The sequence below is a fragment of the Streptomyces sp. NPDC008079 genome, from assembly GCF_042957385.1.
GTDB lineage: Bacteria > Actinomycetota > Actinomycetes > Streptomycetales > Streptomycetaceae > Actinacidiphila.
This window is the reverse complement of the sequence record NZ_JBIBIC010000010.1, coordinates 22,963-48,973: the sequence shown is the minus strand read 5'-3', so window position 1 is coordinate 48,973 and position 26,011 is coordinate 22,963. Positions and strand designations below refer to the sequence as shown.

Below are 26,011 nucleotides of genomic sequence, written 5' to 3'. Positions count from 1 at the left end.
CGGACACGTAGGACTCGAAGGACCGAAGGACTCGAAGGACGAAGGGACGAAGGGGCGACGGTGACTGCGGGAACCACAGGGACCACGACGGGACCCACGGGAACGGCCGGGCTGGCGAGCGTGCAGAGCTGGGTGGAGTGGCTCGGCCACCGGCACGGCACGGACCGCTACCGTCGCTACACCCTGAACTCCCTCTCCTGCTTCGCCCTGTTCGAGGCGGGCCTGTGGACGCTGTGGGTCGTCACGAACGACGTGGGCCCGCTCTGGATCGCGGTCGCGGTCCTGGGCGCTGCCCACGTCGTCGTCCAGGCACTGCTCTCCCGCGCCGGGCTCCGCGCCTACATCGGCCTGGCGCCCCGGCCGTACCTGCTGGCCGCCCTCTACACCGCCGTCACGGTCGCCGCCGTCGCGGTCGGCTGCGTGTTGCAGGCGAACGACCGCGTCGAGGGGAAGGACCTCGCGCCGTACGTGCTGTGGCTGATGATGTTCTACGCGGGCCCGCCCATGCTGGCGCTGTCCCTGCGGGCGGGTACGGCCCTGGTCTCGACCGTCACGCTGGGCTCGCTGGTCGCCGTCTTCGCGACCGGACTGCGCGGGGAGTCGCTGGCGGTGGTCGTCGGCGGGACCCTGTTCCTCGTCCCGTTCATGGCCCTCGCCCTGCGGGCCTCCGGCTGGAGCGTGCTCCTGATCGAGGAGCTGGCCGCGGCCCGCGGGACCCAGGCCCGCCTGGCCGTGGCCGAGGAACGCCTGCGCTTCGGCCGCGACCTGCACGACATCCTCGGACGCAACCTCGCCGTGGTGGCGCTGAAGAGCGAACTGGCGGCGAAGCTCGCGGAACGCGGCAGCCCCGAGGCCGTCGACCTGATGTACGAGGTGCAGCGCATCGCGCAGGACAGCCAGCGCGAGATCCGTTCCGTCGTGCGCGGATACCGCACCGCGGACCTGCACACCGAACTCGCGGGGGCCCGCGAGGTCCTGAAGGCCGCCGGTATTCCCTGCCGTATCAGCGACGGTCCCGCCGCCCGCCTCCCGGACGACATCCAGACCGCGCTCGGCTGGGTCATCCGTGAGGCCGTCACCAATGTGCTGCGCCACGCCCAGCACGCCACCCGCTGCGAGGTGTCCCTGCGCGACACCGGCGAGGGCGCTGTCACGCTGGTCGTGGAGAACGACGGCAGCGACCACCGGGGCGGGCGCGGCCACCGCGCGGGGAGCGCGGGAGACGGGAGCGGGCCCGCCACCACGGCGGGCAGCCGCACGGCGGACGCGGCCTCCGCGGACGGGACCACACCCGGCGGAAGCGGTCTCGCCGGACTCGAAGAGCGTCTGACGCAGCTTCAGGGCACACTCACGACCAGCGAACGCTCCGCCGGCGTCTTCCGCCTGACCGTGACCATCCCGTGGGAGGAAACACCATGATCAGGGTCCTGCTCGCCGACGACGAGCACCTCATCCGCGGAGCGCTCGCCTCGCTGCTCGCCCTGGAGGACGACATCCTCGTCGCCGCCGAGGCGGGCTCCGGCGACGAGGCCCTCGCCATGGCACGGGCCCACCGGCCGGACGTCGCCGTCCTCGACCTCCAGATGCCGCGCGGCGACGGAATCAGCGTCGCGGAACACCTGCGCGCCGAACTCCCCGACTGCGCGACGATGATCGTGACCAGCCACGCCGGGGCCGGGGCCCTCAAGCGCGCGCTGAGCGCGGGCGTGCGCGGCTTCGTACCCAAGACCGTCTCCGCGCAGCAGCTCGCCCGCATCATCCGTACCGTGCACGACGGCGGACGCTACGTCGACCAGGAGCTGGCCGCCGACGCCATCACCGCGGGCGACTCCCCGCTGACGCCCCGCGAGGCGGAACTGCTCGCCATGGCCGAGGAGGGGGCGCCCGTCGCCGACATCGCCGCCCGCGCGATGCTCTCGGTCGGCACCGTACGCAACCACCTGTCGTCCGCCGCCACCAAGGTCGGCGCCGAGAACCGCCATGTCGCGGCGCGCCTCGCCCGCGAGCGCGGCTGGCTGTGACCGCACAGCGCACCGGAGACCGCCGCAGGAGGTCAGGGACCGGTCACCCGCAGGAGACGAAGGTCACCTCCACGGCCCGCCTCCTGACCCGTGGTCTGTACCGGCGCTCACGGGGAAACCGCCGTGACAGGGACCAAGCCGCGTGACGTGCGGCGGCAGGCCCGACGACGACGAAGTGGTGGCGATCGTGGGCATGGTCCGAAGATTCGACGCCTATCAGCGCGAGCACACCTGGATCGGGCTGCCGCTGGCGGTGGTGTACAAATTCGGCGAGGACCAGGGCGGCTACCTCACGGCGCTGATCGCCTACTACGCCTTCCTGTCGGTCTTCCCCGTGCTGCTGCTCCTGGTGTCGGTGCTCGGCTTCCTGCTGCACAACGACGCGCACTTCCAGAAGCAGGTCGTCGACTCGGCCCTGCACCAGTTCCCGGTGATCGGCGATCAGATCGGCGAGAACATCCGGTCGTTCCACGGCAACACGCTCGCGGTCGTCACCGGTGTGATCGGCGGCCTGTACGGCGCGCTCGGTGTCGCCCAGGCCGCGCAGAACACCCTGCTGAAGATCTGGGCCGTGCCGCGCCACGACCGGCCGAACCCGCTGCGCTCCCGGCTGCGCAGCCTGCTGGTGGTAGGGGTCTTCGGCGTGGGCCTGGCCGCCACCACCGCGCTGACCTCGCTCGCGTCGGACGCCCGCGCGTTCGGCGTCCACCCCGTCGTGCTGCTGCGGATCGCGGCGACCGTACTGTCCACGGCCGTCAACACCGGCCTGCTCCTGTTCGCGTACCGCTACTTCACGGTCGGCACCGTACGGCTGCGCTCCTCGGCGGGTACGGCGCTGGCCGCCGCGCTGGCCTGGCAGTTCGTGCAGTGGGCGGGCACGTACTACGTCCGGCACGAGTTGCGCGGGGCGACCGCCACGTACGGGCTGTTCGGGATCGTCCTCGGCCTGATCACTTGGATCTACCTGGGCGCGCTGATCTTCGTCCTCACCGCGGAGGTGGCGGCGGTGCGGGCCCGGCGGCTCTGGCCGCGCAGCCTGCTCACCCCGTTCACCGACAATGTGGTGCTCAGCCGCGCGGACCGTGAGGTGTACACCTCGTACGCCGCCACGGAGGTCTTCAAGGGCTTCCAGCACGTCGAGGTGAGGTTCGACCCGCCGACCGTGCCCTCGCCCACCGGTACGGCGACGGATACGGCAACCGGTACGCCGCCGCCCGGCGTCGGGCTTCCCGCGCAGGACGGTTCGGGGGACGCGAAGGACGTCGTTCCATAGCGGGTGCCTCAACTCCGCCGATCGGGGAAGTCGGCCTGTGTGAAGACGCAAGCAGCAGCATCGACGGGCCGTCACAACGCCAGACGCGCGGCCGACAGCAAGGCGGTCGCCGTCGCGGGCCGCGCGGGGTTCGCGGCCCGAGGGGTGATCTACATCCTGGTGGGCGCACTGGCGGTGCGCATCGCCTTCTCCGACGCCGGAGGCCAACAGGCCGACCGCGGCGGCGCGCTCGCCGAGATCGCGCACAAGCCGTTCGGGGACGTCCTGTTGTGGCTGCTGGGCATAGCCCTGGCCGGAATGGCCCTGTGGCGGCTGTCGGAAGCGGCCTTCGGACAGGCGGGACCCGACGGCGACAAGCCCACCAAGCGCGCGATGGCCGCGGGCCGCTGCGTCTTCTACGCCTTCGTCTCGTACTCCGTGCTCGCCTACGCGGCCGGTGAGAAGAGCAGCGGCAGCGGGTCGACCGACAAGAGGACCGACGACGTGACGGCCAAGGTGCTCGACTGGCCGGGCGGCCAGTGGATCGTCGCCGTCGCCGGTGTCGCCGTGTTCTGTGTCGGTGTGTGGATCGCGGTCCGTGCCCTCATGCGCAAGTTCCACAAGCACCTGAAGATGGGCCAGATGTCGCGGCGCCAGCGCCAAGCCGTGGACTTCCTCGGCATGTTCGGCGGCACCGCGCGAGGCGTGCTGTTCGCCACGGCCGGCGGATTCGCCGTGGCCGCGGCGGTCAAGCACCAGGCGGGCAAGTCCAAGGGCATGGACGACACGCTGCGCTCGTTCGCCGACACGCCGGTCGGCCCGTGGCTGCTGGTGCTCATCGCGGTCGGCCTGATCGCCTTCGGGCTGTTCTCCTGGGCCAACGCGCGGTGGCGCGAGGTCTGAGCGGCGCCGGAAGGCGGACCGCGCGGCTCACAGCTCGCGGATCTCCTCGGGCGGGCGGCCGACGGCGTCCGCCACCTCGTGCTCGTCGCCGCCCTTGGCGAGGACCGCCGCGCTCTCGGCCTTGAGGTCGATCGCCGCCGCCTGGAGGGCGTCCTCGGCCTCGGCGTAGCGGTGCGCTGCCAGTTCAAGTTTCGCTGTGTCCACAGCGCAAGCATGCCACTACTCACCGCTGTCGCGGCGCACGACCGGGGCAGGTGTCGGCCGGTCCTGCCGTCCGTACATTCGTCCGCACACCCGTACACGAAGAGGAGAAGTCGATGAGCACGCCGATGTGGGTCGTCCTGGGCGCCGTGGTCGTCGTGGCGCTGGTGGCCGCCGTGGTGGCGGCCGGGCGCGTGCGGCGTAGCGGAGAAACCCCCGTACGGCGGTCGGGCGGCGCGTCCGGCGGCGGCGCCGCGCCGCGCAGGGGCGAGGTGTGGTGGGCGGACGTGCCGTACGAGGACACGGCCGGCTCGAAGGACCGTCCCTGCCTGGTCGTCTCGGTGCGCGGCGGGACCGCGCGGGTCGCCAAGATCACCTCTCAGCACCACGAGGAGCTGCCCGGAGTCGTACCGCTTCCCGCGGGCACCGTCGACGACGCCCGGGGCCGGCAGAGCTATCTGGAGACCAACGAGCTGCGGCGCGTGCCCGTCTCGGCCTTCCGGCGCCGCGCGGGCGCCCTCGACCCTCAGGTCATGAAGCGGCTGAATCTGCGGTGACGAGCCGCCCGGCGAGCGGCCGTCGCGGACGCGGGGCGCGTCCGGCGGTCAGCTCAGCCACCAGATGAAGAAGCCTCCCGCGAAAACGAGGAGGCAGATGGTGAGATTGGTGCGCCAATACGTCATGAGCATCGCGACGAATTCGCGAATGGTCGCACTCGGCCAGAAATACGCGGCGGTCGGCGCCCCCACGACATGTCCTCTGACGCCCAGCCGCCGCGCGGTCACCGCGGCGCGCAGGACATGGTAATTGTTCGTGACGACGACACAGCGATAGTCCGCCTTGTTCCGCTCCATGATGGACTTGCTGAAGCGCAGATTCTCCTCGGTGGTCGTCGACCGGTCCTCGCGTTCGATCAGATCCGCCGGAAAACCCTGCGCCACAAGGTAGTCGGCCATCGCGTGCGACTCCGGCAGCTTCTCGTCCGGGCCCTGTCCGCCGGAGGTGAGCAGCACCGGCCGCCTGCCGCGCGACGAGAGCCTTTGGTGCACCGTACGGGCCCGGTCGAGGCGGCTGGCCAGCAGGGGCGGCACCTTGGTGCCGCCGATGAGCCCCGAGCCGAGAACCACGACGTAGTCGGTCTTGCGGCGGACGGTCAACCATCCGTAGAGCGACCCGTAGACGATGAAACAGAGGAAGAGGAAGACGACATACCCCGCGAGGACGGTGGCCGTCCCCGCGACCACGAGCAGCGCGCGGGTGTGCATCACCACCGCGGTGATCAACAGCGCTATGAGCGCCAGCAGCGCGAACCCGGCCAGCAGGGACAGCAGATTGGCCGGACTTCTGCCCTCTTTCCGCACCATGGCGACGCCGTTGGAAATCAGAAACCACGACATGGCGACCACGCCCACCGCCATGAGCGTCAGCAGCGCCACCCCGAGATCATTGCCCAACGTCGGGTGTTCCCTGCCTATGTCAAACAGCCATGCACCCAGCGCGAAGACGGGTGAAAGCCCGAGCAGAATCGCATTGCTGAACCGACGCCGCTCCCGCAGCACTCCGACACAGAACCCCAGAAAGAACAGCACCGCCGGTACATACGCCCACATGCCCACATGCTAGTGGCCCCCCGTCCCCCCACCCGCCGCCCCACCGGCCCCGGCTCCCCGGCCGGGTCAGGTCAGGCCCGCTTCGATGGCGCGGCGGACGGCGTCGGCGCGGTCGCGGATCGCGGCTTTGGCGAAGAGGTTGTTGATGTGGGTCTTGACGGTGGCCTCGCTGATGAAGAGCTTCTCGGCGATGCCGCGGTTGGGCAGGCCCTGGCCGATCAGCGCGAGCACTTCGCGTTCGCGGGGTGTGAGGTCCTCCGGCAGGGCCTGGCCCACCATCGGGGCCTTGGTCCTGACGGAGGCGAGCAACCGGTTCTGCACCTCGCGGTCGAGCACCGACTGCCCCGCGGCGGCGGCACGGATCGCCCGGATGATGTCCTGGCGCCCCGCGTTCTTCGTCAGATAGCCGCGGGCGCCCGCGCTCAGCGCGCCGAGGATCGAGTCGTCGTCGGCGAAGGTGGTCAGTACGACCACCGCCACGTCCGGGTGCTCCTCGCCGAGCCGCCGGGTCGCCTCGATCCCGTCCATCACCGGCATGCGCAGGTCCATCAGCACCACGTCCACCGGCCCGGCGGCGACAGCCGCCAGCACCTGGCTCCCGTCCGCGGCGGACGCGACGACGTCGATGTCCTCGGACAGCCCGAGCACCGCGGCGAGCGGCTCCCGTACGGCGGCCTGGTCGTCCGCGACGACCACCCTCAGCCGCCGCGGCCTCTCGGTCGGTTCGGTCATACCGGAATCACTGCTTCCACCTTCCAGCCGCCCTGGTCGGGACCGGCCGTGACCGGCCCCGCCGTCACCGTCCCGCCCAGCAGGGCGACGCGTTCGCGCATTCCGATCAGCCCCATGCCGCTGCCGACCACCGCGTTCACCTCGCGCGTGGCGGGGCCGTTGCGCACCGCCAGCGTGATCGACGCGGCGGCGTACGTCAGCTCCACACCGACATCGCCGCCGGGAGCGTGCCGGGCGGCGTTGGTCAGCGACTCCTGGGCGATACGCAGGAGATTCTGGACCACCCGGGCCGGGACCTCACGTGCGGTCCCGGTGACGGTGAGGACATCGCGGTGCCCCGACGACTCCAGCATCGCCGTCAGGCTCTCCAGTAGCGGCAGCGAGTCCTCGCGCAGCGCGTGCACCGTCCACTGCGCTTGTTTGAGGCTCTCCCGCACCAGACCGTGGGCCTTGTCGTTGGCCTCCCTGACCTTCTCCAGGTCCCCGGTGTCGAGCAGCGCGTCGGCCAGTTCCAACTGCATGTTGATCCCGGCCAGCGAGTGCGCCAGCACATCGTGCACGTCCCGGGCGATCCGGCTGCGCTCGGTCAGCGCGGCCGTCCGAGCCTCGGCCCGCGCGGCGCGCTCCGCCGACTCGGCCGCCGCGATCACCGCCTGTACGGCCTGGCGCTGGCTGCGGTTGAGTATGCCCACCAGCACCGGAGTGCCGGTGGCCAGACCGAGCACCCAGGGCAGCTCGTCGTGCCCGGGACCGAGACGGAAGTACAGCACCCCGCCGCAGAGCAGACTGCAGATCCCGGCGAGGACGAGAGCAGGTCTGGTCTCCAGCCGGTATCCGATGTGACCGGCGAGGAAGAAGGCGAAGAGATAGCCCGTACCGCTGCGGCTGACACCGATCAGGGCGACCGCCGCGGCGATGCCGACCGTCAGCCACGGGAGCACGAGGCCCTGGGGAATCCTGTCCTCGGGCAGGCGCCGGGCCAGCAGCACCGCCGAGTTGATCACGAGCAGGACGGCGACGACCAGCCCCCGGCCGCTGAAGCCCAGGGGGCGGATCGTCAGGACTCCGGCGACGACGACCCCGAGAGTCATGGCCCACTGCATCCACGGGTCCTGTCCCGGCACCTGCCGCGCCCCCGCCTCCTGGGCCACGGTCTTCCCAGGAGGCGGGGGGCTGTCTGTCGCGGGCACGGGGAGAACATAACGCACGGTCAGGCCCTACGGCTGAGGACGGGCACGGTGCGCGGCGTCATCTGCATCCGGCTCCGTATGAAGATGGTGGCGAGCCGCGTCACGACTTCGGTGAGCGCCATCAGTACGAACGCCGCGACCCACGCCTGATCGCTGGTGATGTGGTGGGCGACGCTGAATTGGGCGACCTGGTGGGCGCCGCCCGCGTGCTCGGTCCACAACTGGAAGCCCATCCGCGCCCCCATGCCGACGACCCACAAGATCGCCGACACGGCGCCGGCCTTGATCAGGACGTGCTCGCCGACGGTCCGGACGCGGGTGTAGATGCCGCCGGCGACGCCGAGCGCGGCGCCCACGCTCATCAGCACTCCGATGAGCACCAGGTCGTTGCCCGCGGTGGGAATGGTGTCCAGGTACGAGTTCGCGACGAAGGCCACGATGCCCAGCGGGATCAGGAAGGTCTTGAGGTCGAGTCGGCCTTCCCGCAGTTGCCGGAAGACGACGAGGAGAAGAGCGATGTCGGTGATCCACTCGGTCGATGTCATGCCCCCAAGACTGCTGCGACCAGGCACGAAGCACCTGGACCCATGGGTGGAACCAAGGGTGGAGATGACTCCCCGCCCGGCCCTCCACCCCCACGGCGCCGCCGCGCGCCTGGACGCCGCAGAGCCCGCGCGCCCTGCCACCGCAGAGCCCGCGCGCCCGACACCGAAAAGGGCCGCCCGAAGGCGGCCCTGTAAGGAGAGAAGATGTGTCCGAGGGGGGACTTGAACCCCCACGCCCGATAAAGGGCACTAGCACCTCAAGCTAGCGCGTCTGCCATTCCGCCACCCGGACGGGGTGTGTCACCTCGGCCTATGGGCCGTGGCGACGAGGTAAACCATAGCAAAGATCCGGTCACGTCGATCACGGGCGCGGAGCGGGCCGAGGGGGCCGATGAAGGGGCTGTGCGCGGGGCCCGGGGTGAGGGCCCGGAGGGGAGCCTTGGGCGGGGTGGGGGTGTCGGGGGAGGATGGGGGGAGGCATCGGCCGCGGTCGCCCGGGTGGTGGGCGGACGCGGCAGGCAACGAGCGAGGAGACAGCGTGAGCGAGTCGGGGCCGGGCAGGGCGGAGAACGGGACGGTCACGGGCGAGGACGAGGTCGTCGACCTGTGCAGTGAGCTGATCCGGATCGACACCAGCAACTACGGCGACCACTCGGGGCCGGGGGAGCGGGCGGCGGCGGAGTACGTCGCGGAGAAGCTCGCCGAGGTGGGCCTCGAACCGCGGATCTTCGAGTCGCACCAGGGCCGGGCCTCCACGGTGGCGCGGATCGAGGGCGAGGACCGCTCGCGGCCCGCGCTGCTGATCCACGGGCACACCGACGTGGTCCCGGCCAACGCGGACGACTGGACGCACCACCCGTTCTCCGGCGAGATCGCCGACGGCTGCGTGTGGGGCCGGGGCGCGGTCGACATGAAGGACATGGACGCGATGACGCTAGCGGTCGTACGCGACCGGCTGCGCATCGGGCGCAAGCCGCCGCGCGACATCGTGCTCGCCTTCGTCGCGGACGAGGAGGCGGGCGGTGTGTACGGCGCCCGGCACCTGGTCGACAAGCACCCCGACCTCTTCGAGGGCGTGACGGAGGCGATCGGCGAGGTCGGCGGCTTCTCCTTCACCGTCAACGAGAACCTGCGGCTGTACCTGATCGAGACCGCCCAGAAGGGCATGCACTGGATGCGGCTCACGGTGGACGGCACCGCGGGGCACGGCTCGATGACCAACAACGACAACGCGATCACCGAGCTGTGCGAGGCCGTCGGGCGGCTCGGCAGGCACGAGTTCCCGGTCCGCGTCACCAAGTCCGTCCGCGGCTTCCTCGACGAGCTGTCGGACGCCTTCGGGGTGGAGCTGGACCCGGAGGACATGGAGACGACGCTCGCCAAGCTCGGCGGCGTCGCCAAGATGATCGGCACGACCCTGCGGAACACCGCGGCCCCGACGATGCTCGGCGCGGGCTACAAGGTGAACGTGATCCCCGGCCAGGCCACCGCCCACGTCGACGGCCGCTTCCTGCCGGGCTACGAGGAGGAGTTCCTGGCCGACCTCGACCGGATCCTCGGCCCGCGCGTCAAGCGCGAGTCGGTGCACTCCGACAAGGCGCTGGAGACGGACTTCGACGGCTCCCTGGTGGACGCCATGCAGCTCGCCCTCAAGGCGGAGGACCCGATCGCGCGCGCCGTGCCGTACATGCTCTCCGGCGGCACCGACGCGAAGTCCTTCGACGACCTGGGCATCCGCTGCTTCGGCTTCGCGCCGCTCCAGCTCCCGCCGGAGCTGGACTTCGCCGGGATGTTCCACGGTGTTGACGAGCGGGTGCCGGTGGACGGCCTGCGGTTCGGGGTCCGGGTGCTCGATCGTTTCATCGAGAACTGCTGACGGTTCGGCCGCCCGTACGAGTACGGGCGGCCCGGATCGCTGGGACGAGTGAATGATCCAGTGCTTTCGTAGCTCTATTCCTCCGGCTTCGTTACGACGTGTGTGGTCCGCGGCTGGGACCGCACTTGTCAATCAGGAGGAAGAAAATGATCAAGAAGGTCGTAGCCGCTGCGGCTGTCACCGGCGGTCTCGTGCTCGCGGGTGCGGGCATGGCTGTCGCCGACTCCGGCGCCCAGGGCGCCGCTGTGCAGTCGCCCGGTGTGCTGTCCGGCAACCTGATCCAGATCCCCGTGCACGTGCCGGTGAACCTGTGCGGCAACACGGTCTCCGTGATCGGTCTGCTCAACCCGGCCTTCGGCAACTACTGCGTCAACAAGTAGTCCGAAGGCGTTCGGAACCCCTGTGGTCCGAACCGTCGGAACCGGCCCCGGAAGCGCGTATGCCGCGCTCCGGGGCCGGGCCGTGTCTGCGGCGGACCCCGCGTCCCACCGTCGCGCGTCTCACCATGTGGCCCGCACCTGGCGGATGATCCGGCGGCGCAACCGCACCCTGCGGCTGCCGTCGGGGTAGAGGCGCACCCGGTCCAGTTCCCAGTGCCCGTACTCGGCCTCGTCCGTGAGCAGTCGTGTCGCGTCCTTGCGGGAGACCCCGCGTGCGACGTACATCTCTCTGAATTCGTATTCCGGCATCGCATCTATTGTGCGGGCAACGCCCCGGTGCGGATAGCGTCTGCCTCATGTCTGATGACGTGCAGCCCACCGTTGCCGAGGTCCGAGCCGCTGTCGAGGCGGTCAAGGCCGCGCTGGACCGCCACCTCGAGGCGATCGAGAACCGTACGGGCGAAGACGATCCCGCCGTCTACGCGGCGTTCGAGTCGCTGGCTTCGGCCGCCGAGTCGTATGACGAGTTGCTGTACGACACCTACGACGAGGTGACTCCCTTCGAGGTGCCCGCGGGCGACTCGCTGCCGGAGTACACCGGTCCCGAGGACCCGGAGGCCATCAGTGTGCTGATCCGCCGCGACTACACGATCGTTGAGCCCGCCCGGCTGTTCGCGCAGGCCAGAAGGGCCGATGACGGCGACGGCGCGGCGGACGCCACGGTGAACGCGGCGGTCGGGGTGATCTTCGGCGAGTACGAGCCGGACGAGATCGCGCAGCGCCACAAGGAGTTCGGCCTGGAGGAGGGCGACTCCACGGTGTGGGTGTCGGCCGTGCCGGAGGCCGCGGAACCGGGGGAGTGGCTGGACGCGCCCTTCGAGCAGGCCGACCCGCAACTCGTGATCTGCCGCTTCGACGTGAGCGCCGTCTTCGACGACGAGCTGAGCGTGCTCGACCCGGACTGAGCGGGTCGCCCGAGCGCCAGGAGGGGGCGGACAGCGGGCGCTGTCCGCCCCCAGGCGCGTCCGGATCCGGTGGGCGGCGGGACGGGGACCGTACGGGCCCGCCGGGCCGGTGGGCGGCGTTGAGCCGTACGGAGCCGCCGGGGAGGTGGTGGGCGGCGGTTGAGCCGTACGGGGCCCGCGCCGCCCGTCAGTCGGCGGCCAGCTCCCGCAGCACGGTCACCAGCCGGGTCGTGCGCGGCGCGGCCTGGGGACCGGCCACGGCCTGGGCCAGGCCCTGATCGGCGCCCTGGACGACCGACAGGTGCCGCTCGCCGCGCGCGAACGCCGTGTAGACCCAGGACCGGGTGAGCAGCGGCCCCGCGTCGCCCGGTACGACCACCACGACCGCGGGCCAGCGCATCCCGGCCGCCTGGTGCCCGGTGATCGCCCAGGCGTGCCGTACGGTCGTCGCCACGTCCGCGCGCGGCACCAGCACCGGCCCGTCCTCGCACTCCAGCCGCAGTCCGTCCGGCTCCGCGCCGACGACGGTGCCGGGCAGCGTACGGCCGGGGACCGGTACGTGGACGACGCGGTCGCCGGGGTCGAAACCGGCGAAGCGGCCGGGGCCGGGATTCAGCCGTTCTTTGAGCGCCGCGTTGAGCACGCGGGTGCCGACCGCGCCGCCGTGCCCCGGCGTGATCACCTGGGTCCGCTCCGCCGGTACGCCGATGGCGCGCGGTACGGAGTCGGCGACGAGCTGCACCGTACGGTGCACGGCCTCGCGCGGGTCGCGTACGGGGACGACGACGACCTCCTTGTCCGGGGCCTCGACCGGGGCGAGTTCGCCGATGCCGATGAGCGAGACCAGCTCGCCGATCGGGCCGGGGTCCGGGGTGCGGGAGGCGACCCGCGGGCAGGACTTGGCGGCCAGCATGTCGGCGAAGGCCAGACCGGGGCCCGCCGACCACATCGCGTGCTCGTCGCCGCTGAACACCAGCCGGGCGCCGTCCGGCACCGCCTCCACCAGCGAGGCGGCCTCCTCGATGCCCAACTGCTGGGCGTCGAGCACCGCGAGCAGGTCCAGGGCGAGGGCGCCGTCGCCGGACCTGCCGGGGCCCTGCGTACCGGCCAGCAGTGCCTCGACCGTCACGGCCGCGTCCTCGCCGAGGGCCTCGGCCAGCCGCCGCCTGCCGTTCGCCGTGTACGCGGCGGCGTACGCCCGCAGGCCCGCCGCGCGCGCCGCGGCCACCAGGGCGGTCGGCTCCTCGCGGGCCGCCTCGCCGCCGGAGTGCACGACCAGGCCGCTGCCCGCGGCGGCCCTGATCAGCTCCGCCGCCGACTTCGACGGCGCGCCCGCGGCGGCCTTCTCCCAGTCCGTGCCGTGGTCGCCCTCGAAGGAGCGCAGCAGCCGCACACAGCCGTCCGCCAGGCTCTCCTCCGCCAGCGCGTACCGGTCGAGGCCGATCAGCAGCGGTACGTCCGCCGCGCCGTCCTCGTCCTCGTCCCCCTCCTCGTTCGCGGCCTCCGAGGCCGTCGCGGGGTGCTCGGGGAAGACGAGCACCTGGCCGTCGGCCACGGCGGAGGCCACGGCCGCCGCCGGGTCCGGTACGGCGCGGGCCGCCAGCTCCGCCTGTAGCTCTGCCGACCGCAGGGCTGTGTGCCCCTTCTCGGCGGCGCGCTGCAGCAGCCAGCCGACCAGCGCGTTCGCCCGCCGCTCGTCGTCCGGGCGGCACTGCGCGCCGAGCAGCGCGCGGGCGAAGGTGTCCGCCGGTTCCACCCGTACGCCGGGCAGGCCGAGTACCAGCCACGGGTCCTCCCGCAGCGCCTCCCCCGCCCGCTCCCCGAGCGCTCTGACCGCCGCCTCCGCCAACTCCCCTGGCGCGCCGCCCTCTTCCAGCACGGCCTTCGCCGCCGCGACGGCCGCCGGATCAACGGCCGCCTTCCGCAAGCCGCCCTCGCGCACCCGTGCCCCGGCCGCAGTCGCCCCGCCGCCGGACGCCGCGCCCGCGCCGGCCCGAGGCCGCGCCTCGACACCGGCCGCCGCGCCCGCGCCGGAGGACGTCTGCGCCTCGCCGTGGCCCTCGCGCCCGTCCTGAGGGCCATCGGCCCCGGCCGATGCCTGCGGAGCGGTGCCGGGGCCTGTGACTCCGCTCTGGGGCGCGTCGGCCCCGGCGGACGGCCGCGGCCCCGGGGCAGGACCCGTGGCTCCCGACGCGGGTCCGTCCGCCCCGGCGTCCGGGGCCGTAACTCCCGTCTCGGACGCCTCCGTTCCGGCCCCTGACGGCTCCTCGGCGCCGTCCTCGTCCCCGCTCCCGTCCGTCGCCTCCACGGACGACTGGGCGTCGTCTGTCGCCTCCGCTTCGGCCTCCGGCGCGCCGTCCGCGCCGTCCGCGCCGTCCGCGCCGTCCGTCCCCGCCGGGGCACCGGCGCCGACCTCCGCCGCCTCCGCGGCCTGCATGGTGGCGGCCTCCGCCGCCATCGCCTCGCGCCGCTTGCGGCGGGCCTCGGCCGCGTCACCGCGCGGTGCGGGCGCCGCCGGATTGTCGCCGCGCTCGATCGAGCGGACGGCGGCGGCCAGCGCGGCCACGTCGGCGACCGGCTTGGCGGCGGCACGGCTCCCCGGCACCGCGGCGGACGCCGTGCCCGTGGGCCGCTCCTGCGGGGCCGTCCGCGAGCCGCCCCCGGAGGACGGCCCGTCCGCGGCGGCCGGTGGGTTCGCCGGGCCTTCGGCGGGGCCGCTCGGCGGCGGGGTGTCCGTGCGGGGCGGGGGAGTGGGGGACTCGGTCACTGCGGCCTCCGTGGGGTGGTGGACCGGCGGGAGGCTTGCGTGCCGTTCAGAGCGTGCTCCAGTCGTGGTCCGGATAGCGGTGCAGGGGTGCTGACACGTCGTCGAGCGCCAGGCAGATCTCTTCCGGAAGCGTAAGCGCCTCCACTGACAACGAGGCGATGAGCTGCTGCGCGTTGCGCGCGCCGAGGATGGGGGCGGCGACACCGGGCCGGTCGCGTACCCAGGCGAGGGCGACGTGCAGCGGGGAGACCGCCAGGCCGTCGGCCGCTATCGCGAGGGCGTCCACGATGAGCCGGGCGGTCTCGTCGAGGTAGGGGGCGACGAAGGCGGCCATGTCGTCGGAGCCGCCGCGCGACTCGGGCGGCGTGCCGTTGCGGTATTTGCCGGTGAGCACACCGCGGCCGAGCGGCGAGGAGGGCAGCAGGCCGACCCCGAGGTCGATCGCGGCGGGCAGCACCTCGCGCTCCACGCCCCGCTGGAGGAGCGAGTACTCCATCTGCGTACTGGCAAGCGGCGTCCGCCCGGGCGCGGCGAGCTGCCACGCGGCGGCCTTGGCGAGCTGCCAGCCGCAGAAGTTGGAGACGCCGACGTAGCGCGCGCGGCCGGAGCTGACGGCGATGTCCAGCGCCTGGAGCGTCTCCTCCGTGGGCGTACCGGGGTCGAAGGCGTGCACCTGCCAGAGGTCGACATAGTCCGTGCCCAGCCGCTGCAAGGACGCGTCGAGCGCGGACAGCAGGTGTCCGCGCGAGGCGTCGAACCGCCGGTCGGGGTCCGGCACGCTGCCCGCCTTGGTGGAGATCACCAGATCGGCCCGGGGCACGAGATCCTCGATCAGCCGCCCGAGCAGATACTCGGCGCCGCCGTCGGCGTACACGTCCGCCGTGTCGACCAGGCTGCCCCCGGCGTCCCAGAACGCCTTGAGCTGGTCGGCGGCGTCGCGTTCGCCGGTGTTGCGTCCCCAGGTGAGCGTGCCGAGACCGAGTCGGGACACGCGCAACCCGGTGCGGCCCAGGTGCCTATGCTCCATGGGCGCTGAGATTACTGCCCGCACCGGCCGAATGGGCGGCAGTGACGTACCTGACAGGGCCCCGTGCCGCGGCGGGGCGCTACAGTCCGGAGGTACAACGACGTTACTCGCCAGTATGTCGGCGGACGACGGCGGTGACATGACAGCGAAGACCTGGCAGCGAAGACCTGACAGCGACGGACGCGAGAGCGACGACGCGACAGCGACGACACGGCGGCGGAAAGAGGAGCGGTATGCGGCTCGGGATCAACCTCGGCTACTGGGGCGCCGGGATGGACGCGGACAACCTCGCCGTCGCCCAGGAGGCGGACCGGCTCGGCTACGACGTGTGCTGGGCCGCCGAGGCGTACGGATCCGACGGCCCCACCGTGCTCTCCTGGGTCGCCGCGCAGACCGAGCGGATCGACGTCGGCTCGGCGATCTTCCAGATTCCGGCGCGTGCCCCCGCGATGACGGCGATGACCGCCGCGACCCTGGACTCGCTGTCCGGCGGCCGGTTCCGCCTCGGCCTCGGCGTGTCCGGCCCGCAGGTCTCCGAGGGCTGGTACGGCGTCAAGTTCGACAAGCCGCTCTCCCGCACCCGCGAGTACGTGGAGATCGTCCGCAAGGCGATGTCCCGCGAGCGGCTGAGCTACGAGGGCGAGCACTGGACGCTGCCGCTGCCCGGCGGCCCCGGCAAGCCGATCAAGCTCACCGTGCACCCCGAGCGCGAGCACATCCCGCTCTACATCGCCGCGATCGGCCCGAAGAACCTGGAGCAGACCGGCGAGATCGCCGACGGCGCCCTGCTGATCTTCCCGTCCGCCGCGCACCTGGAGGACACCGCGCTGCGGCACATCAGGGCCGGGCGCGAGAAGGCCGGTCTGACGCTGGACGGCTTCGATGTCAGCCCGACCCTGCCGCTCGCCCTCGGCGAGGACGTCCCGGCGCTGGCCGACATCTTCCGCCCGTACACCGCGCTGTACGTCGGCGGCATGGGCAGCCGCAAGCAGAACTTCTACAACCAGCTCGCGCAGCGCATGGGGTACGAGAAGGAGGCCGCCGAGATCCAGGACAAGTACCTGGCGGGCGACAAGAACGGCGCGGGGGCGGCCGTGCCGCAGGACCTCATCGACTCCACCTGCCTGCTCGGCACGGTCGACCGGATCGCGGACCGGCTGCGCGAGTACGCCGACGCCGGGGTCACCACGCTCAACATCACGCCCGCCGGATTCACGCGGGACGAGCGGATCGCGGGCGTACGGGCGGGCGTCGAGGCGCTGGAGCGGGCCGGGCTCGCGGGGGCGTAAGGCGAGGACGTGACGACGGGTCGGCCCGACGTGGGCCGGCCACGGCCCCGTGCCGATGTCGGTCCGATGGGCCGGTCATGGCCCCGTGCCGCTCGACGCGCGCGGGGCCGTGCGTGGCGCCCGCCTCGACGCGGCCCAGCGCCCGTCCTCATGACGGCCCGGCTCAGCCCGTCCTCATGACGGCCCGGCCCAGCGCCGCGCTCAGCTCGGAATCAGCCGCCCCAACAGCCGCCCGAAGGCGATGAGTCGCGCTATCTGCCCGGCGCCGCCGTCGTCCAGGGACTTGCTGAAACGGAACGCCTCGGGGCGGAATTTGGCGGAGGCGACCGGCAGGGGCGAGTCCGGGTCGGCCTGCACCGCGCTCATCTCGTGCGGCATCGCGGTGGCCAGCACCAGATAGACCCCGCGGTCGATCCGCTGCCCGCCCTCGTCGCGGCCGACCAGGGTGCGCATCCCGACGTGCCCGATCGAGTCCAGCGGCAGCACCTGCACCGACGAGTCCAGTACGGTGCCGCCCGGCGCCTTGTCGTCCGCCAACTCCTCGCTGTGCCACAGGATCAGCCGCCGCCCGTCGCACACCGCGGCCTCCTGCCACACCGAGGTGCCCGCCTCGGTCAGGTCGACCACCCGCTCCAGGGTGAAGCCGCGCACGCGGCGGCGGCCCAGCACACCCTCGATGGCGTCGAGCGCGACGTCCGCGTGCAGGAAATACGCGTCGGCGGCGTCCTCCAGGCGGCCGTACGGAGACCAGTCAGAGCCGGCCGGACCACTCCGGCGCGCGCTCGGACGGCTCCTCGTCGCCTTGCTGAACATCTCCACCTGCTTCGCCATCCCGACTGCTGCCCGAAAACTGAAGGGCCCCCCGACCCCTAGACCTTACCTATGAGGCAAGTCGGCGAGGGCTAGGCCGGGGGCAGTGGATCGCAGGGAATTCAGCGGCCGTGGTGGGGGCTCGGGGGGATCTTCCCCGCCACGGCCGTCACCCAGCACAACGGGTCGGCGGCGGAAGGGTTACGGTGGCGGACATGCCCACCGTGATCCTTGTCCGGCACGGCCGGTCGACCGCCAACGCCGACGGAGTGCTGGCCGGATGGAGTCCGGGCGTCGCCCTGGACGACACCGGCCGGGCCCAGGCGACCGTGCTCGCCGCCCGACTCGCCGCACTGCCGCTCGCCGCCGTCGTGTGCAGTCCGCTGCAACGCTGTCAGGAGACCGTAGGACCGCTGCTCGACACGCGCCCAGAGCTGCCGCTGCACACCGACGAGCGGGTCGGCGAGTGCCACTACGGCGACTGGACGGGCCGCAAGCTGGCCGAACTGGCGGAGGAGCCGATGTGGGCGACCGTCCAGCGGCACCCCTCGGCGGCCGTCTTCCCCGGTGAGAACGGCGAGTCGCTGCGCGCGATGCAGGCCCGCGCGGTGGACGCCGTACGGGACTGGAACGCCAGGATCGAGGCCGAGCACGGGCCCGACGCGCTGTACCTGGTGTGCTCGCACGGCGACATCATCAAGTCGCTGGCCGCCGACGCGCTCGGCATGCACCTGGACCTCTTCCAGCGGATCAGCACCGACCCCTGCTCGGTGACCGTCATCCGCTACACCCCGTACCGCCCCTTCCTGCTCCGCCTCGGCGACACCGGCGACCTGACCCCGCTGATCCCGCCCCCGCCGCGGGACAAGCCGCACGACAAGGCGCAGGGCAACGAGGACGACGCGGTCGTCGGAGGCTCCACCGGCGCCCTGTGATCAGCTTCCGCAGTAGGGTGGGGGACCGGCAGTGGAACCAGTGAATGCCACCAGAACGCATCGCGCCAAAGCAGCGATTCAGTCGAGATAACGGAGCGGGACGTGCCCCGTCAGGTCTTCTTCTACGAGCAGCCGGACCGTTTCGTGGCCGGGACAGTCGGCCAGCCGGGTCAGCGGACCTTCTTCCTCCAGGCCACCGCGGCGGGCAGGACCACCAGCGTGGCGCTGGAGAAGACGCAGGTCGCGGCGCTCGCCGAGCGGGTGGACGAGCTGCTGGACGAGGTGGTGCGCAGGTCGGGCGGCAACGCCTCGGTGCCCGCCGTCGCCCCCGCGGAACTGGCCGACTCCGCCCCGCTGGACGCCCCCGTCGAGGAGGAGTTCCGGGTCGGCACCATGGCCCTGGCCTGGGACGGCGCCCACGAGCGGATGGTCATCGAGGCGCAGGCGCTGGTCGAGCTGTCCGGTGAGGACGAGGACGACCTGGAGGCGGCCGAGGAAGAGCTGCTCCAGGACGACGAGAACGGCCCGCCGCTGCTGCGCGTCCTGCTGACCGGCGCCCAGGCCCGCTCCTTCGCCAAGCGCGCGCTCGACGTGGTCTCCGCGGGGCGCCCGCCGTGCCCGCTGTGCAGCCTCCCCCTGGACCCGGAAGGACACGTATGCCCGCGTCAGAACGGGTACCGGAGGTCGGCCTGAGCCCCGGCACCGAGGCCCTCGTCCACGGCGAGCTGACCGTGCGCGGCCAGGTGCGCGACGCCTCCAACGCCGTGCTGTTCTGCGAGACCGAGTACGAGGGCCGCGCGCTCGCCTGCGTGTACAAGCCGGTGGCCGGGGAACGCCCGCTGTGGGACTTCCCCGACGGCACCCTGGCCCAGCGCGAGGTGGCCGCGTACCTGGTCTCCGAGGCGACCGGCTGGGGCCTGGTGCCGCCCACCGTGCTGCGCGACGGACCGTACGGCGAGGGCATGGTCCAGCTCTGGATCGACCCGCCGGACCTGACCGCGGACACGGATTCGGGTACGGATACGGATACGGAAGCCGGCCCCGACGAGGCCCCGGACGCCGACGCCGACCCCAACTCCGACACCGACACCGACCCCGCGCAGCCGGAGCTCTTCGGGCTGACCGAGGACACCGAGCCCGCCCCCGGCTGGAAGCCCGTCGTCGAGGCCCGGCTGGAGAACGGCCGCACCGCCCTGCTGGTGCACGCCGACGACATACGCCTGCGCCGCCTGGCCGTGCTGGACGCCGTCATCAACAACGCCGACCGCAAGGGCGGCCACCTGCTCCAGACCGCCGACGGGCGGCTCTACGGCATCGACCACGGAGTGACGTTCCACACCGAGGACAAGCTGCGCACCCTGCTGTGGGGCTGGGCGGGCGAGCCGCTGCCGGACGAGGCCGTGGCCGTACTGCGCAAGCTCCAGGCGGAGCTGTCGGGGGCTCTCGGCGACCGGCTCGCCGAGCTGATCACCCCCGCGGAGACGGCCGCCGTACGGGCCAGGACCGAGCGGCTGCTGCGGTCGGGAGTGCATCCCGAGCCCGGCGGCGAGTGGCCGTCGATCCCCTGGCCGCCGGTCTGAAGCGGGGCGCTCCGGGCCGTCCGGGAGAGCGTTCCGGCAGCGCGCCCGAGCCGCCTCGTCCGGCATTGCCCCAGCTCCGGTTCGTTTGCCAGTCGTCTGCACGGTTAATCTCATGACATGCATGCCTGGCCCGCTTCCGACGTCCCCGCCCTTCCCGGCACTGGACGCGCACTCCGTCTCCACGACACCGCGACCGGTGGGCCGCTGACGATCGATCCGGGCCCGGTGGCCCGGATCTACGTCTGCGGGATCACCCCCTACGACGCCACTCACCTGGGGCACGCGGCCACGTACAACGCGTTCGACCTCGTGCAGCGCGTGTGGCTCGACACGAAGCGCCAGGTGGAGTACGTCCAGAACGTCACGGACATCGACGATCCGCTGCTGGAGCGGGCCAACGCGACCGACGTCGACTGGGTCGAGCTGGCCGAGCGGGAGACCGCGCTGTTCCGCGAGGACATGACCGCGCTGCGGATGCTGCCGCCCGCCCACTACATCGGCGCGGTCGAGGCCATTCCGGGCATCGTCCCGCTGATCGAGCGGCTGCGGGACGCGGGCGCGGCGTACGAACTCGGCGTCGACACGTACTTCTCGATCGCCGCCGACCCCGACTTCGGCAAGGTCTCCGGGCTCGACGCCGCCACGATGCGCGCGCTCTCCGCCGAGCGCGGCGGCGATCCGGACCGGCCGGGCAAGAAGAACCCGCTGGACCCGATGCTGTGGATGGGCGCCCGCGAGGGCGAGCCGAGCTGGGACGGCGGCTCGCTCGGCCCCGGCCGCCCCGGCTGGCACATCGAGTGCGTGGCCATCGCGCTCGACCACCTCGGCATGGGCTTCGACGTCCAGGGCGGCGGCTCCGACCTGGCCTTCCCGCACCACGAGATGGGCGCCTCGCACGCCCAGGCGCTCACCGGCGAGTACCCGTACGCGAAGGCGTACGTGCACGCGGGGATGGTCGCGCTGCACGGCGAGAAGATGTCGAAGTCCAAGGGGAATCTGGTCTTCGTCTCCACGCTGCGCCGCGACGGCGTCGACCCGGCGGCGATCCGGCTCGCGCTGCTCGCCCACCACTACCGCGCCGACTGGGAGTGGACCGACTCCGTGCTCGCCGAGGCGGTCGAGCGGCTCGCGCGCTGGCGGGCCGCCGTCTCCCGGCCGGACGGGCCGTCCGCCGACGCGCTGCTCGAAGAGATCCGCGAGGCGCTGGCCGACGACCTCGACGCGCCGCGCGCCCTGGCCGCCGTGGACCGCTGGGCCGCCGCGCAGGAGTCCGAGGGCGGCACCGAGACCGGCGCGCCCGGCCTGGTGTCGCGCACGGTGGACGCGCTGCTCGGAGTCGCGCTGTAGCCCGCACACCCCAACCGCCCCACCCGTGACCGCCCTTGGACTCATCCGGAGTCCGAGGGCGGTTTCCGTTCCGCTTCCGTTCTGCCCATGGTCCGATGCTCGATTTTGCGCTAAACACGCTTCATGCAAACAAGAGTGCGCACTAGAGTGGCGCTGGTCGGTGCAGCCGTGCTCGGTCTGCTCATGGCCTTCACGGGACCCGGCGGCGCGCAGGCCGCCGCGCCCACCGCGACCGCCGAGACCTCCGTGGGGGACGTGACCGGCTTCGACCACGCCGGCGCCGTCTACCGGCTGCACGTGGGTCAGGCCCTGGCCCGGGTCAGCTTCGTGTCGGCCGACACCTTCCGTATCGAACTGGCCCCGGACGGAGCCTTCACCGATCCGACCGGCGACGACATCGTCCTGCCGCAGGGCGCGCCGCCCGCCACGCGCTGGAAGGACGCGGGCGACGCCTACGAGTTGAGCACCTCGGCCGTCACGCTGCGGGCCTACAAGGCGCCGCTGCGCTTCGCCCTCTACCGGGCCGACGGCACCCGGGTCTGGTCCGAGACGAAGCCGCTGAGCTGGACCAAGGACAGCACCACCCAGACCCTCGACCGCGGCGCGGCCGAGCAGTTCTACGGCGGCGGCATGCAGAACGGCCGCGGCAACACCTCGCACCGCGGCCAGACCGTCCAGGTCGGCGTGGACGGCAACTGGAACGACGGCGGGCACCCCAACTCCGTGCCGTTCTACCTCTCCACGGCCGGATACGGCGTCTTCCGCAACACCTACGCGCCCAACACCTACACCTTCGGCGAGCCGGTGACCGCGAGCGCCGAGGAACAGCGCTTCGACGCCTACTACTTCGCGGGCGACGCCAAGAGGGTGATCGGCGACTACACCAAGCTGACCGGCAAGCCCTTCCTGCCCCCGGTCTACGGCCTGGAGCCGGGCGACTCCGACTGCTACCTGCACAACGCCAACCGCGGCGAACGCCACACCCTCGACGCGCTCGACGTGGCCGCCGACTACACCGCCAACGACATGCCCAACGGCTGGATGCTCGTCAACGACGGCTACGGCTGCGGGTACGAGAACCTGCCGGAGACGTCGGCGGGCCTGGCGAAGCAGGACATGAAGCTCGGCCTGTGGACCGAGGACGGCCTGGACAAGCTCGCCGACCAGGTCAAGGCGGGCCAGCGGGTCGCCAAGCTCGACGTCGCCTGGGTCGGCGACGGCTACAAGCACGCGCTGGACGGCTGCAAGGACGCCTACCGGGGCATCGAGGACAACAGCGACGCCCGCGGCTTCACCTGGGCGCCGGAGAGCTGGGCGGGCGCGCAGCGCTGCGGAGTGCAGTGGTCCGGCGACCAGTACGGCACCTGGGACTACATCCGCTGGCAGATCCCGACCTACGCGGGCGCCACGATGTCGGGCCTGGCCTACACCTCGGGCGACATCGACGGCATCTTCGGCGGCAGCGCCGACACGTACACCCGCGACCTGGAGTGGAAGTCCTTCCTGCCCGCCGTCATGACGATGGACGGCTGGGCCGCCAACGACAAGCAGCCCTACCAGTACGGGGAGCCGTACACCTCGATCAACCGCCAGTACCTCAAGCTCAAGGAGTCGCTGCTGCCGTACATGTACAGCTACGCGGCCGAGGCGAACAGGACCGGTGTCGGCGCGGTGCGCCCGCTGGCGCTGGAGTACCCGGACGACCCGGTGGCGGCGACCGACGCGGCGAAGTACGAGTTCCTGTCCGGGCAGGACTTCCTGGTCGCGCCGGTCTACGAGGACTCCGCGGTGCGCGACGGCATCTACCTGCCCAAGGGCACCTGGACCGACTACTGGACCGGCCGGATCTACCAGGGGCCGACCACGGTCGACGGCTACAGCGCGCCGCTGGGCACCCTGCCGTTGTTCGTCAAGGCCGGTGCCGCCGTGCCGATGTGGCCCGGCATCAGGTCGTACCGGGACCGTACGGCCGACTCCCCGGTGGCCTGGGACGTCTACCCGCAGGGCACCTCGTCCTTCACCCTCTACGAGGACGACGGCGTGACCCGGCAGAGCCGCGCGGGGAAGTACGCGCGGCAGAAGGTCACGGTCACCGCGCCGAAGTCCGGCGCGGGCGAGGTGACGGTGGACGTCGGCGCGAGCGTCGGCGACTTCCGGGGCAAGCAGACCGCCCGGCCGTACGCGTTCACCCTGCACACCGGTGACGCGCCCGGCGCGGTGCTGCTCGACAGCAAGGTGCTGCCCCGGCTGGGCACCGAGGCCGCCTTCGACAAGGCGACGCAGGGCTGGTGGTACGACCCCGCCGACCGCGGGGGAGTGGTCCGGGTGAAGACCGCGACCCGGTCCACCGCGCAGGCGTTCCGGCTGCGGCTGGCGGGCTCCAGCGCGCTCGGCGGACGCGTGCCGGGCTCGGCCGCGGTGGTCTCCGCGCCCGCGGGCCAGGAGACCGGCGCCGGGGTCGCCTCCGACGTCGCCGTGGACCTGACCGCGGGCAAGCTGCCGGTGGTCGGCGCCAAGGTCTCGCTCCGGGCGCCGGACGGCTGGAAGGTGTCGGCGCCGCAGACCGTGCCCGTGCTGACCGCGGGGAACACCAAGCGGCTGCGCTTCTCGGTGACACCGCCCGCCGGGGTCACGGCGGGACAGGCCGTGCTCACCGCGCGGGCCGACTACCTGTCGTCGGCGCCCGGCCGGGTCGCCGTCCAGCCGTTCGCGGTCGCGGCGATGCCCACGCCGCCGACGGCCGACACGTATGCCGGGGATCTGACCTGGCTGACCTCGACCAACGGCTGGGGGCCGCCGGAACGCGACCGCAGCAACGGCGAGTCGGGCGCGGCCGACGGGCACACGCTGACCCTGGACGGGACGACGTACGCCAAGGGCATCGGGGCGCACGCGGCCTCCGACGTCGAGGTGTACCTCGGCGGCCGGTGCTCGGTGTTCACCGCGGACGTGGGCATCGACGACGAGATCGACGGCTACGGCTCGGTGACCTTCTCCGTCGTCGCGGACGGCGTCACGCTGTGGACCTCGCCCGTGCTCACCGGGGCGTCCGCCACCGTGCCGGTGTCGGTACCGGTGACCGGGGCCCGGCACGTCCATCTGAAGATCACCCCGGCGGCGACGTCACTCAGCGGTGACCACGGGGACTGGGCGGGGGCGCGGTTCCACTGCGCGTGACCGGTTGAGGGTGAGGGGGTGCGCGCGGCGCGCCCCCTCACTCCCGTCCGTCGCGCGGTCTACTCCTCGCGGCCGTCCCCGTCCCCGTTTGGGGCGTCCAGGTCGCCTTCCCCGTCCTTGGCGGCCTCGGCCTCGGCCTCGGTCTCCGTGTCGGCGTCGGCTGCGGCCTTGTGGTCGGCCTTGTCGTCGGCCTCGGCTGCGGCGTCCTTGTCGGCGCCGTCGTCCGTATCGGTGTCCGTGCCCGCGCCCGCGCCGCTGTCCGGGTCCAGCCGCGGCGACTGCGCACGGTCCCGGAACTGCGGCACCCCGCCGTCACCCTCGCTCGCGTACTCCCCGGCCTGCGGGTCGCGGCGGCGCAGATAGCGCTCGAACTCCTTGGCGATGGCCTCACCCGACGCCTCGGGCAGCTCCGCGGTGTCCCGCGCCTCCTCCAGCGTCTGGACGTACTCCGCGACCTCGCTGTCCTCGGCGGCGAGCTGGTCCACGCCGACCTGCCAGGCGCGCGCGTCCTCGGGCAGCTCGCCCTGCGGGATGCGCAGGTCGAGCAGGTCCTCGAGGCGGTTGAGCAGCGCCAGGGTGGCCTTGGGGTTGGGCGGCTGCGACACATAGTGCGGCACCGCCGCCCACAGGCTCACCGCGGGGATGCCCGCGTGCGTGCACGCCTCCTGGAGGATGCCGACGATGCCGGTCGGCCCCTCGTAGCGCGACTCCTCCAGATTGAGCGTCGTCGCCAGGTCGGGGTCCGAGGTCACCCCGGTGACCGGGACCGGCCGGGTGTGCGGGGTGTCGCCGAGCAGCGCGCCCAGCACCACGACCATCTCGACGCCCAGCTCGTGGGCGAAGCCCAGGATCTCGTTGCAGAACGAGCGCCAGCGCATGCTGGGCTCGATCCCGCGGACCAGCACCAGGTCGCGGGGCTTGGGCGTCGTGATCCTGACGACCGAGAGCCGGGTCGTGGGCCATACGACCCGCCGTACCCCGGCGTCCATCCAGACCGTGGGGCGGTTCACCTGGAAGTCGTAGTAGTCCTCGGCGTCGAGCGCCGCGAAGACCTCGCCCTTGAACTCCCGGTCCATGTGCCCGACCGCGGTCGAGGCGGCGTCCCCGGCGTCGTTCCAGCCCTCGAACGCGGCCACCATGACCGGGTCGATCAGCTCGGGTACCCCCTCGAGCTCGATCACCCAGCGCCTCCTTCCGACCGGAGGGGAGCGGTGCCGTCCCCGTACCGGCTGCTGTTCCTGCACGTGCGGCACCAGCCTACGGCGTACCGAGGCCGGTGCCGTGGTTCTCGTAGCTGGATGATCCCCAGCGCGGCCCCCGATGAGTCACCGGCAGCGCCACCAGGTGAGACATCCGATCTGTTGCCCACAAAGTTTGGCCCCGCCCCTGGACTTCCGGCCCCGC

Annotated in this window: 24 protein-coding genes and 1 tRNA gene; 14 read left to right on the top strand and 11 right to left on the bottom strand. The window is 72.4% G+C overall.

Annotation, left to right across the window (positions count from 1 at the left end; translation table 11 throughout):
• Window positions 1–60: 60 nt before the first annotated feature.
• The 4 genes from ACFZAM_RS21605 to ACFZAM_RS21590 all read left to right on the top strand — a co-directional run bounded on the left by ACFZAM_RS21605 (window position 61) and on the right by ACFZAM_RS21590 (window position 4,176).
• Window positions 61–1,419, top strand: a complete 1,359-nt coding sequence (locus tag ACFZAM_RS21605) for a histidine kinase (protein ID WP_391048287.1) — start codon at window positions 61–63, stop codon at window positions 1,417–1,419.
• Window positions 1,416–2,021 carry a response regulator transcription factor gene (locus ACFZAM_RS21600; RefSeq protein ID WP_355333104.1) on the top strand — a complete coding sequence of 202 codons (606 nt, stop codon included), beginning with the start codon at window positions 1,416–1,418 and terminating at the stop codon, window positions 2,019–2,021. Before ACFZAM_RS21605 ends, ACFZAM_RS21600 begins: the two co-directional genes overlap by 4 nt.
• Before the next feature lie 142 nt (window positions 2,022–2,163).
• Window positions 2,164–3,294: a YhjD/YihY/BrkB family envelope integrity protein gene (locus ACFZAM_RS21595; RefSeq protein WP_391048284.1), complete on the top strand. Its 1,131-nt coding sequence runs from the start codon at window positions 2,164–2,166 to the stop codon at window positions 3,292–3,294.
• A 39-nt stretch (window positions 3,295–3,333) separates the two neighbouring features.
• On the top strand, window positions 3,334–4,176 hold the full coding sequence (locus ACFZAM_RS21590) for a DUF1206 domain-containing protein (protein WP_355333099.1): 843 nt from the start codon (window positions 3,334–3,336) through the stop codon (window positions 4,174–4,176).
• A gap of 27 nt (window positions 4,177–4,203) precedes the next feature.
• Here ACFZAM_RS21590 and ACFZAM_RS21585 read toward each other — a convergent pair whose 3' ends face one another.
• Window positions 4,204–4,380, bottom strand: coding sequence for a hypothetical protein (locus tag ACFZAM_RS21585; RefSeq protein ID WP_355333097.1), 177 nt, complete (start codon window positions 4,378–4,380; stop codon window positions 4,204–4,206).
• Between the two features lie 113 nt (window positions 4,381–4,493).
• Between ACFZAM_RS21585 and ACFZAM_RS21580 the strand changes: the two genes are divergently transcribed.
• A complete protein-coding gene (locus ACFZAM_RS21580; protein ID WP_355333095.1) occupies window positions 4,494–4,934 on the top strand; it encodes a type II toxin-antitoxin system PemK/MazF family toxin in 441 nt (146 codons plus the stop codon).
• Between the two features lie 48 nt (window positions 4,935–4,982).
• Here ACFZAM_RS21580 and ACFZAM_RS21575 read toward each other — a convergent pair whose 3' ends face one another.
• From ACFZAM_RS21575 to ACFZAM_RS21555, 5 genes are all read right to left on the bottom strand, one after another.
• The gene (locus ACFZAM_RS21575) at window positions 4,983–5,987 is read right to left on the bottom strand and encodes a YdcF family protein (protein WP_355333093.1); all 1,005 of its coding nucleotides are present in this window, start codon (window positions 5,985–5,987) and stop codon (window positions 4,983–4,985) included.
• 66 nt (window positions 5,988–6,053) lie between these two features.
• Window positions 6,054–6,719 carry a response regulator transcription factor gene (locus ACFZAM_RS21570; RefSeq protein WP_355333091.1) on the bottom strand — a complete coding sequence of 222 codons (666 nt, stop codon included), beginning with the start codon at window positions 6,717–6,719 and terminating at the stop codon, window positions 6,054–6,056.
• A complete protein-coding gene (locus tag ACFZAM_RS21565; protein WP_391048654.1) occupies window positions 6,716–7,822 on the bottom strand; it encodes a histidine kinase in 1,107 nt (368 codons plus the stop codon). Before ACFZAM_RS21565 ends, ACFZAM_RS21570 begins: the two co-directional genes overlap by 4 nt.
• Window positions 7,823–7,929: 107 nt before the next feature.
• Window positions 7,930–8,454, bottom strand: a complete 525-nt coding sequence (locus ACFZAM_RS21560; RefSeq protein ID WP_391048280.1) for a hypothetical protein — start codon at window positions 8,452–8,454, stop codon at window positions 7,930–7,932.
• Between the two features lie 207 nt (window positions 8,455–8,661).
• Window positions 8,662–8,746: transfer RNA gene (locus tag ACFZAM_RS21555), tRNA-Leu, on the bottom strand.
• A gap of 246 nt (window positions 8,747–8,992) precedes the next feature.
• On the opposite strand from ACFZAM_RS21555, the gene ACFZAM_RS21550 reads away from it, so the two are divergent.
• Together ACFZAM_RS21550 and chpH are read left to right on the top strand one after the other, a co-directional pair.
• Window positions 8,993–10,330: a M20/M25/M40 family metallo-hydrolase gene (locus tag ACFZAM_RS21550; RefSeq protein WP_391048278.1), complete on the top strand. Its 1,338-nt coding sequence runs from the start codon at window positions 8,993–8,995 to the stop codon at window positions 10,328–10,330.
• Between the two features lie 146 nt (window positions 10,331–10,476).
• Entirely contained in the window at window positions 10,477–10,710 is a 234-nt protein-coding gene (chpH, locus tag ACFZAM_RS21545) for a chaplin ChpH (RefSeq protein ID WP_355333084.1), read from the top strand.
• A gap of 120 nt (window positions 10,711–10,830) precedes the next feature.
• On the opposite strand, the gene ACFZAM_RS21540 is transcribed toward chpH, so the two are convergent.
• Window positions 10,831–11,019 (bottom strand): DUF5703 family protein, encoded by a 189-nt coding sequence (locus ACFZAM_RS21540; RefSeq protein WP_188283518.1) that lies wholly within the window; start codon window positions 11,017–11,019, stop codon window positions 10,831–10,833.
• Window positions 11,020–11,066: 47 nt separating this feature from the next.
• Here ACFZAM_RS21540 and ACFZAM_RS21535 point away from each other — a divergent pair, with 47 nt between their 5' ends.
• Complete coding sequence (locus ACFZAM_RS21535; protein WP_391048275.1) at window positions 11,067–11,675, top strand: hypothetical protein; 609 nt, start codon at window positions 11,067–11,069, stop codon at window positions 11,673–11,675.
• Between the two features lie 187 nt (window positions 11,676–11,862).
• Here the strand turns inward: ACFZAM_RS21535 and ACFZAM_RS21530 are convergent, their stop codons facing one another.
• Both ACFZAM_RS21530 and ACFZAM_RS21525 read right to left on the bottom strand, forming a co-directional pair.
• Window positions 11,863–14,133, bottom strand: coding sequence for a helix-hairpin-helix domain-containing protein (locus ACFZAM_RS21530; protein WP_391048651.1), 2,271 nt, complete (start codon window positions 14,131–14,133; stop codon window positions 11,863–11,865).
• A gap of 355 nt (window positions 14,134–14,488) precedes the next feature.
• A complete protein-coding gene (locus tag ACFZAM_RS21525) occupies window positions 14,489–15,469 on the bottom strand; it encodes an aldo/keto reductase (protein ID WP_355333079.1) in 981 nt (326 codons plus the stop codon).
• A 233-nt stretch (window positions 15,470–15,702) separates the two neighbouring features.
• Between ACFZAM_RS21525 and ACFZAM_RS21520 the strand changes: the two genes are divergently transcribed.
• Window positions 15,703–16,758, top strand: a complete 1,056-nt coding sequence (locus ACFZAM_RS21520; protein WP_355333077.1) for an LLM class F420-dependent oxidoreductase — start codon at window positions 15,703–15,705, stop codon at window positions 16,756–16,758.
• Window positions 16,759–16,959: 201 nt separating this feature from the next.
• Here ACFZAM_RS21520 and ACFZAM_RS21515 read toward each other — a convergent pair whose 3' ends face one another.
• Window positions 16,960–17,589: a hypothetical protein gene (locus tag ACFZAM_RS21515; RefSeq protein WP_391048272.1), complete on the bottom strand. Its 630-nt coding sequence runs from the start codon at window positions 17,587–17,589 to the stop codon at window positions 16,960–16,962.
• Window positions 17,590–17,783: 194 nt separating this feature from the next.
• Between ACFZAM_RS21515 and ACFZAM_RS21510 the strand changes: the two genes are divergently transcribed.
• The 5 genes from ACFZAM_RS21510 to ACFZAM_RS21490 all read left to right on the top strand — a co-directional run bounded on the left by ACFZAM_RS21510 (window position 17,784) and on the right by ACFZAM_RS21490 (window position 24,607).
• Entirely contained in the window at window positions 17,784–18,503 is a 720-nt protein-coding gene (locus ACFZAM_RS21510; RefSeq protein WP_391048270.1) for an MSMEG_4193 family putative phosphomutase, read from the top strand.
• Window positions 18,504–18,605: 102 nt separating this feature from the next.
• A complete protein-coding gene (locus ACFZAM_RS21505; protein WP_355333071.1) occupies window positions 18,606–19,196 on the top strand; it encodes a DUF3090 domain-containing protein in 591 nt (196 codons plus the stop codon).
• Window positions 19,160–20,083: an SCO1664 family protein gene (locus ACFZAM_RS21500; RefSeq protein WP_391048267.1), complete on the top strand. Its 924-nt coding sequence runs from the start codon at window positions 19,160–19,162 to the stop codon at window positions 20,081–20,083. The genes ACFZAM_RS21505 and ACFZAM_RS21500 overlap by 37 nt, the downstream gene beginning before the upstream one ends.
• Before the next feature lie 117 nt (window positions 20,084–20,200).
• Window positions 20,201–21,430, top strand: a complete 1,230-nt coding sequence (mshC, locus tag ACFZAM_RS21495; RefSeq protein WP_391048265.1) for a cysteine--1-D-myo-inosityl 2-amino-2-deoxy-alpha-D-glucopyranoside ligase — start codon at window positions 20,201–20,203, stop codon at window positions 21,428–21,430.
• Between the two features lie 123 nt (window positions 21,431–21,553).
• The gene (locus ACFZAM_RS21490; protein WP_391048262.1) at window positions 21,554–24,607 is read left to right on the top strand and encodes an NPCBM/NEW2 domain-containing protein; all 3,054 of its coding nucleotides are present in this window, start codon (window positions 21,554–21,556) and stop codon (window positions 24,605–24,607) included.
• Window positions 24,608–24,666: 59 nt separating this feature from the next.
• Here ACFZAM_RS21490 and ACFZAM_RS21485 read toward each other — a convergent pair whose 3' ends face one another.
• Window positions 24,667–25,788, bottom strand: coding sequence for a PAC2 family protein (locus tag ACFZAM_RS21485; protein WP_391048260.1), 1,122 nt, complete (start codon window positions 25,786–25,788; stop codon window positions 24,667–24,669).
• Window positions 25,789–26,011: the final 223 nt, after the last annotated feature.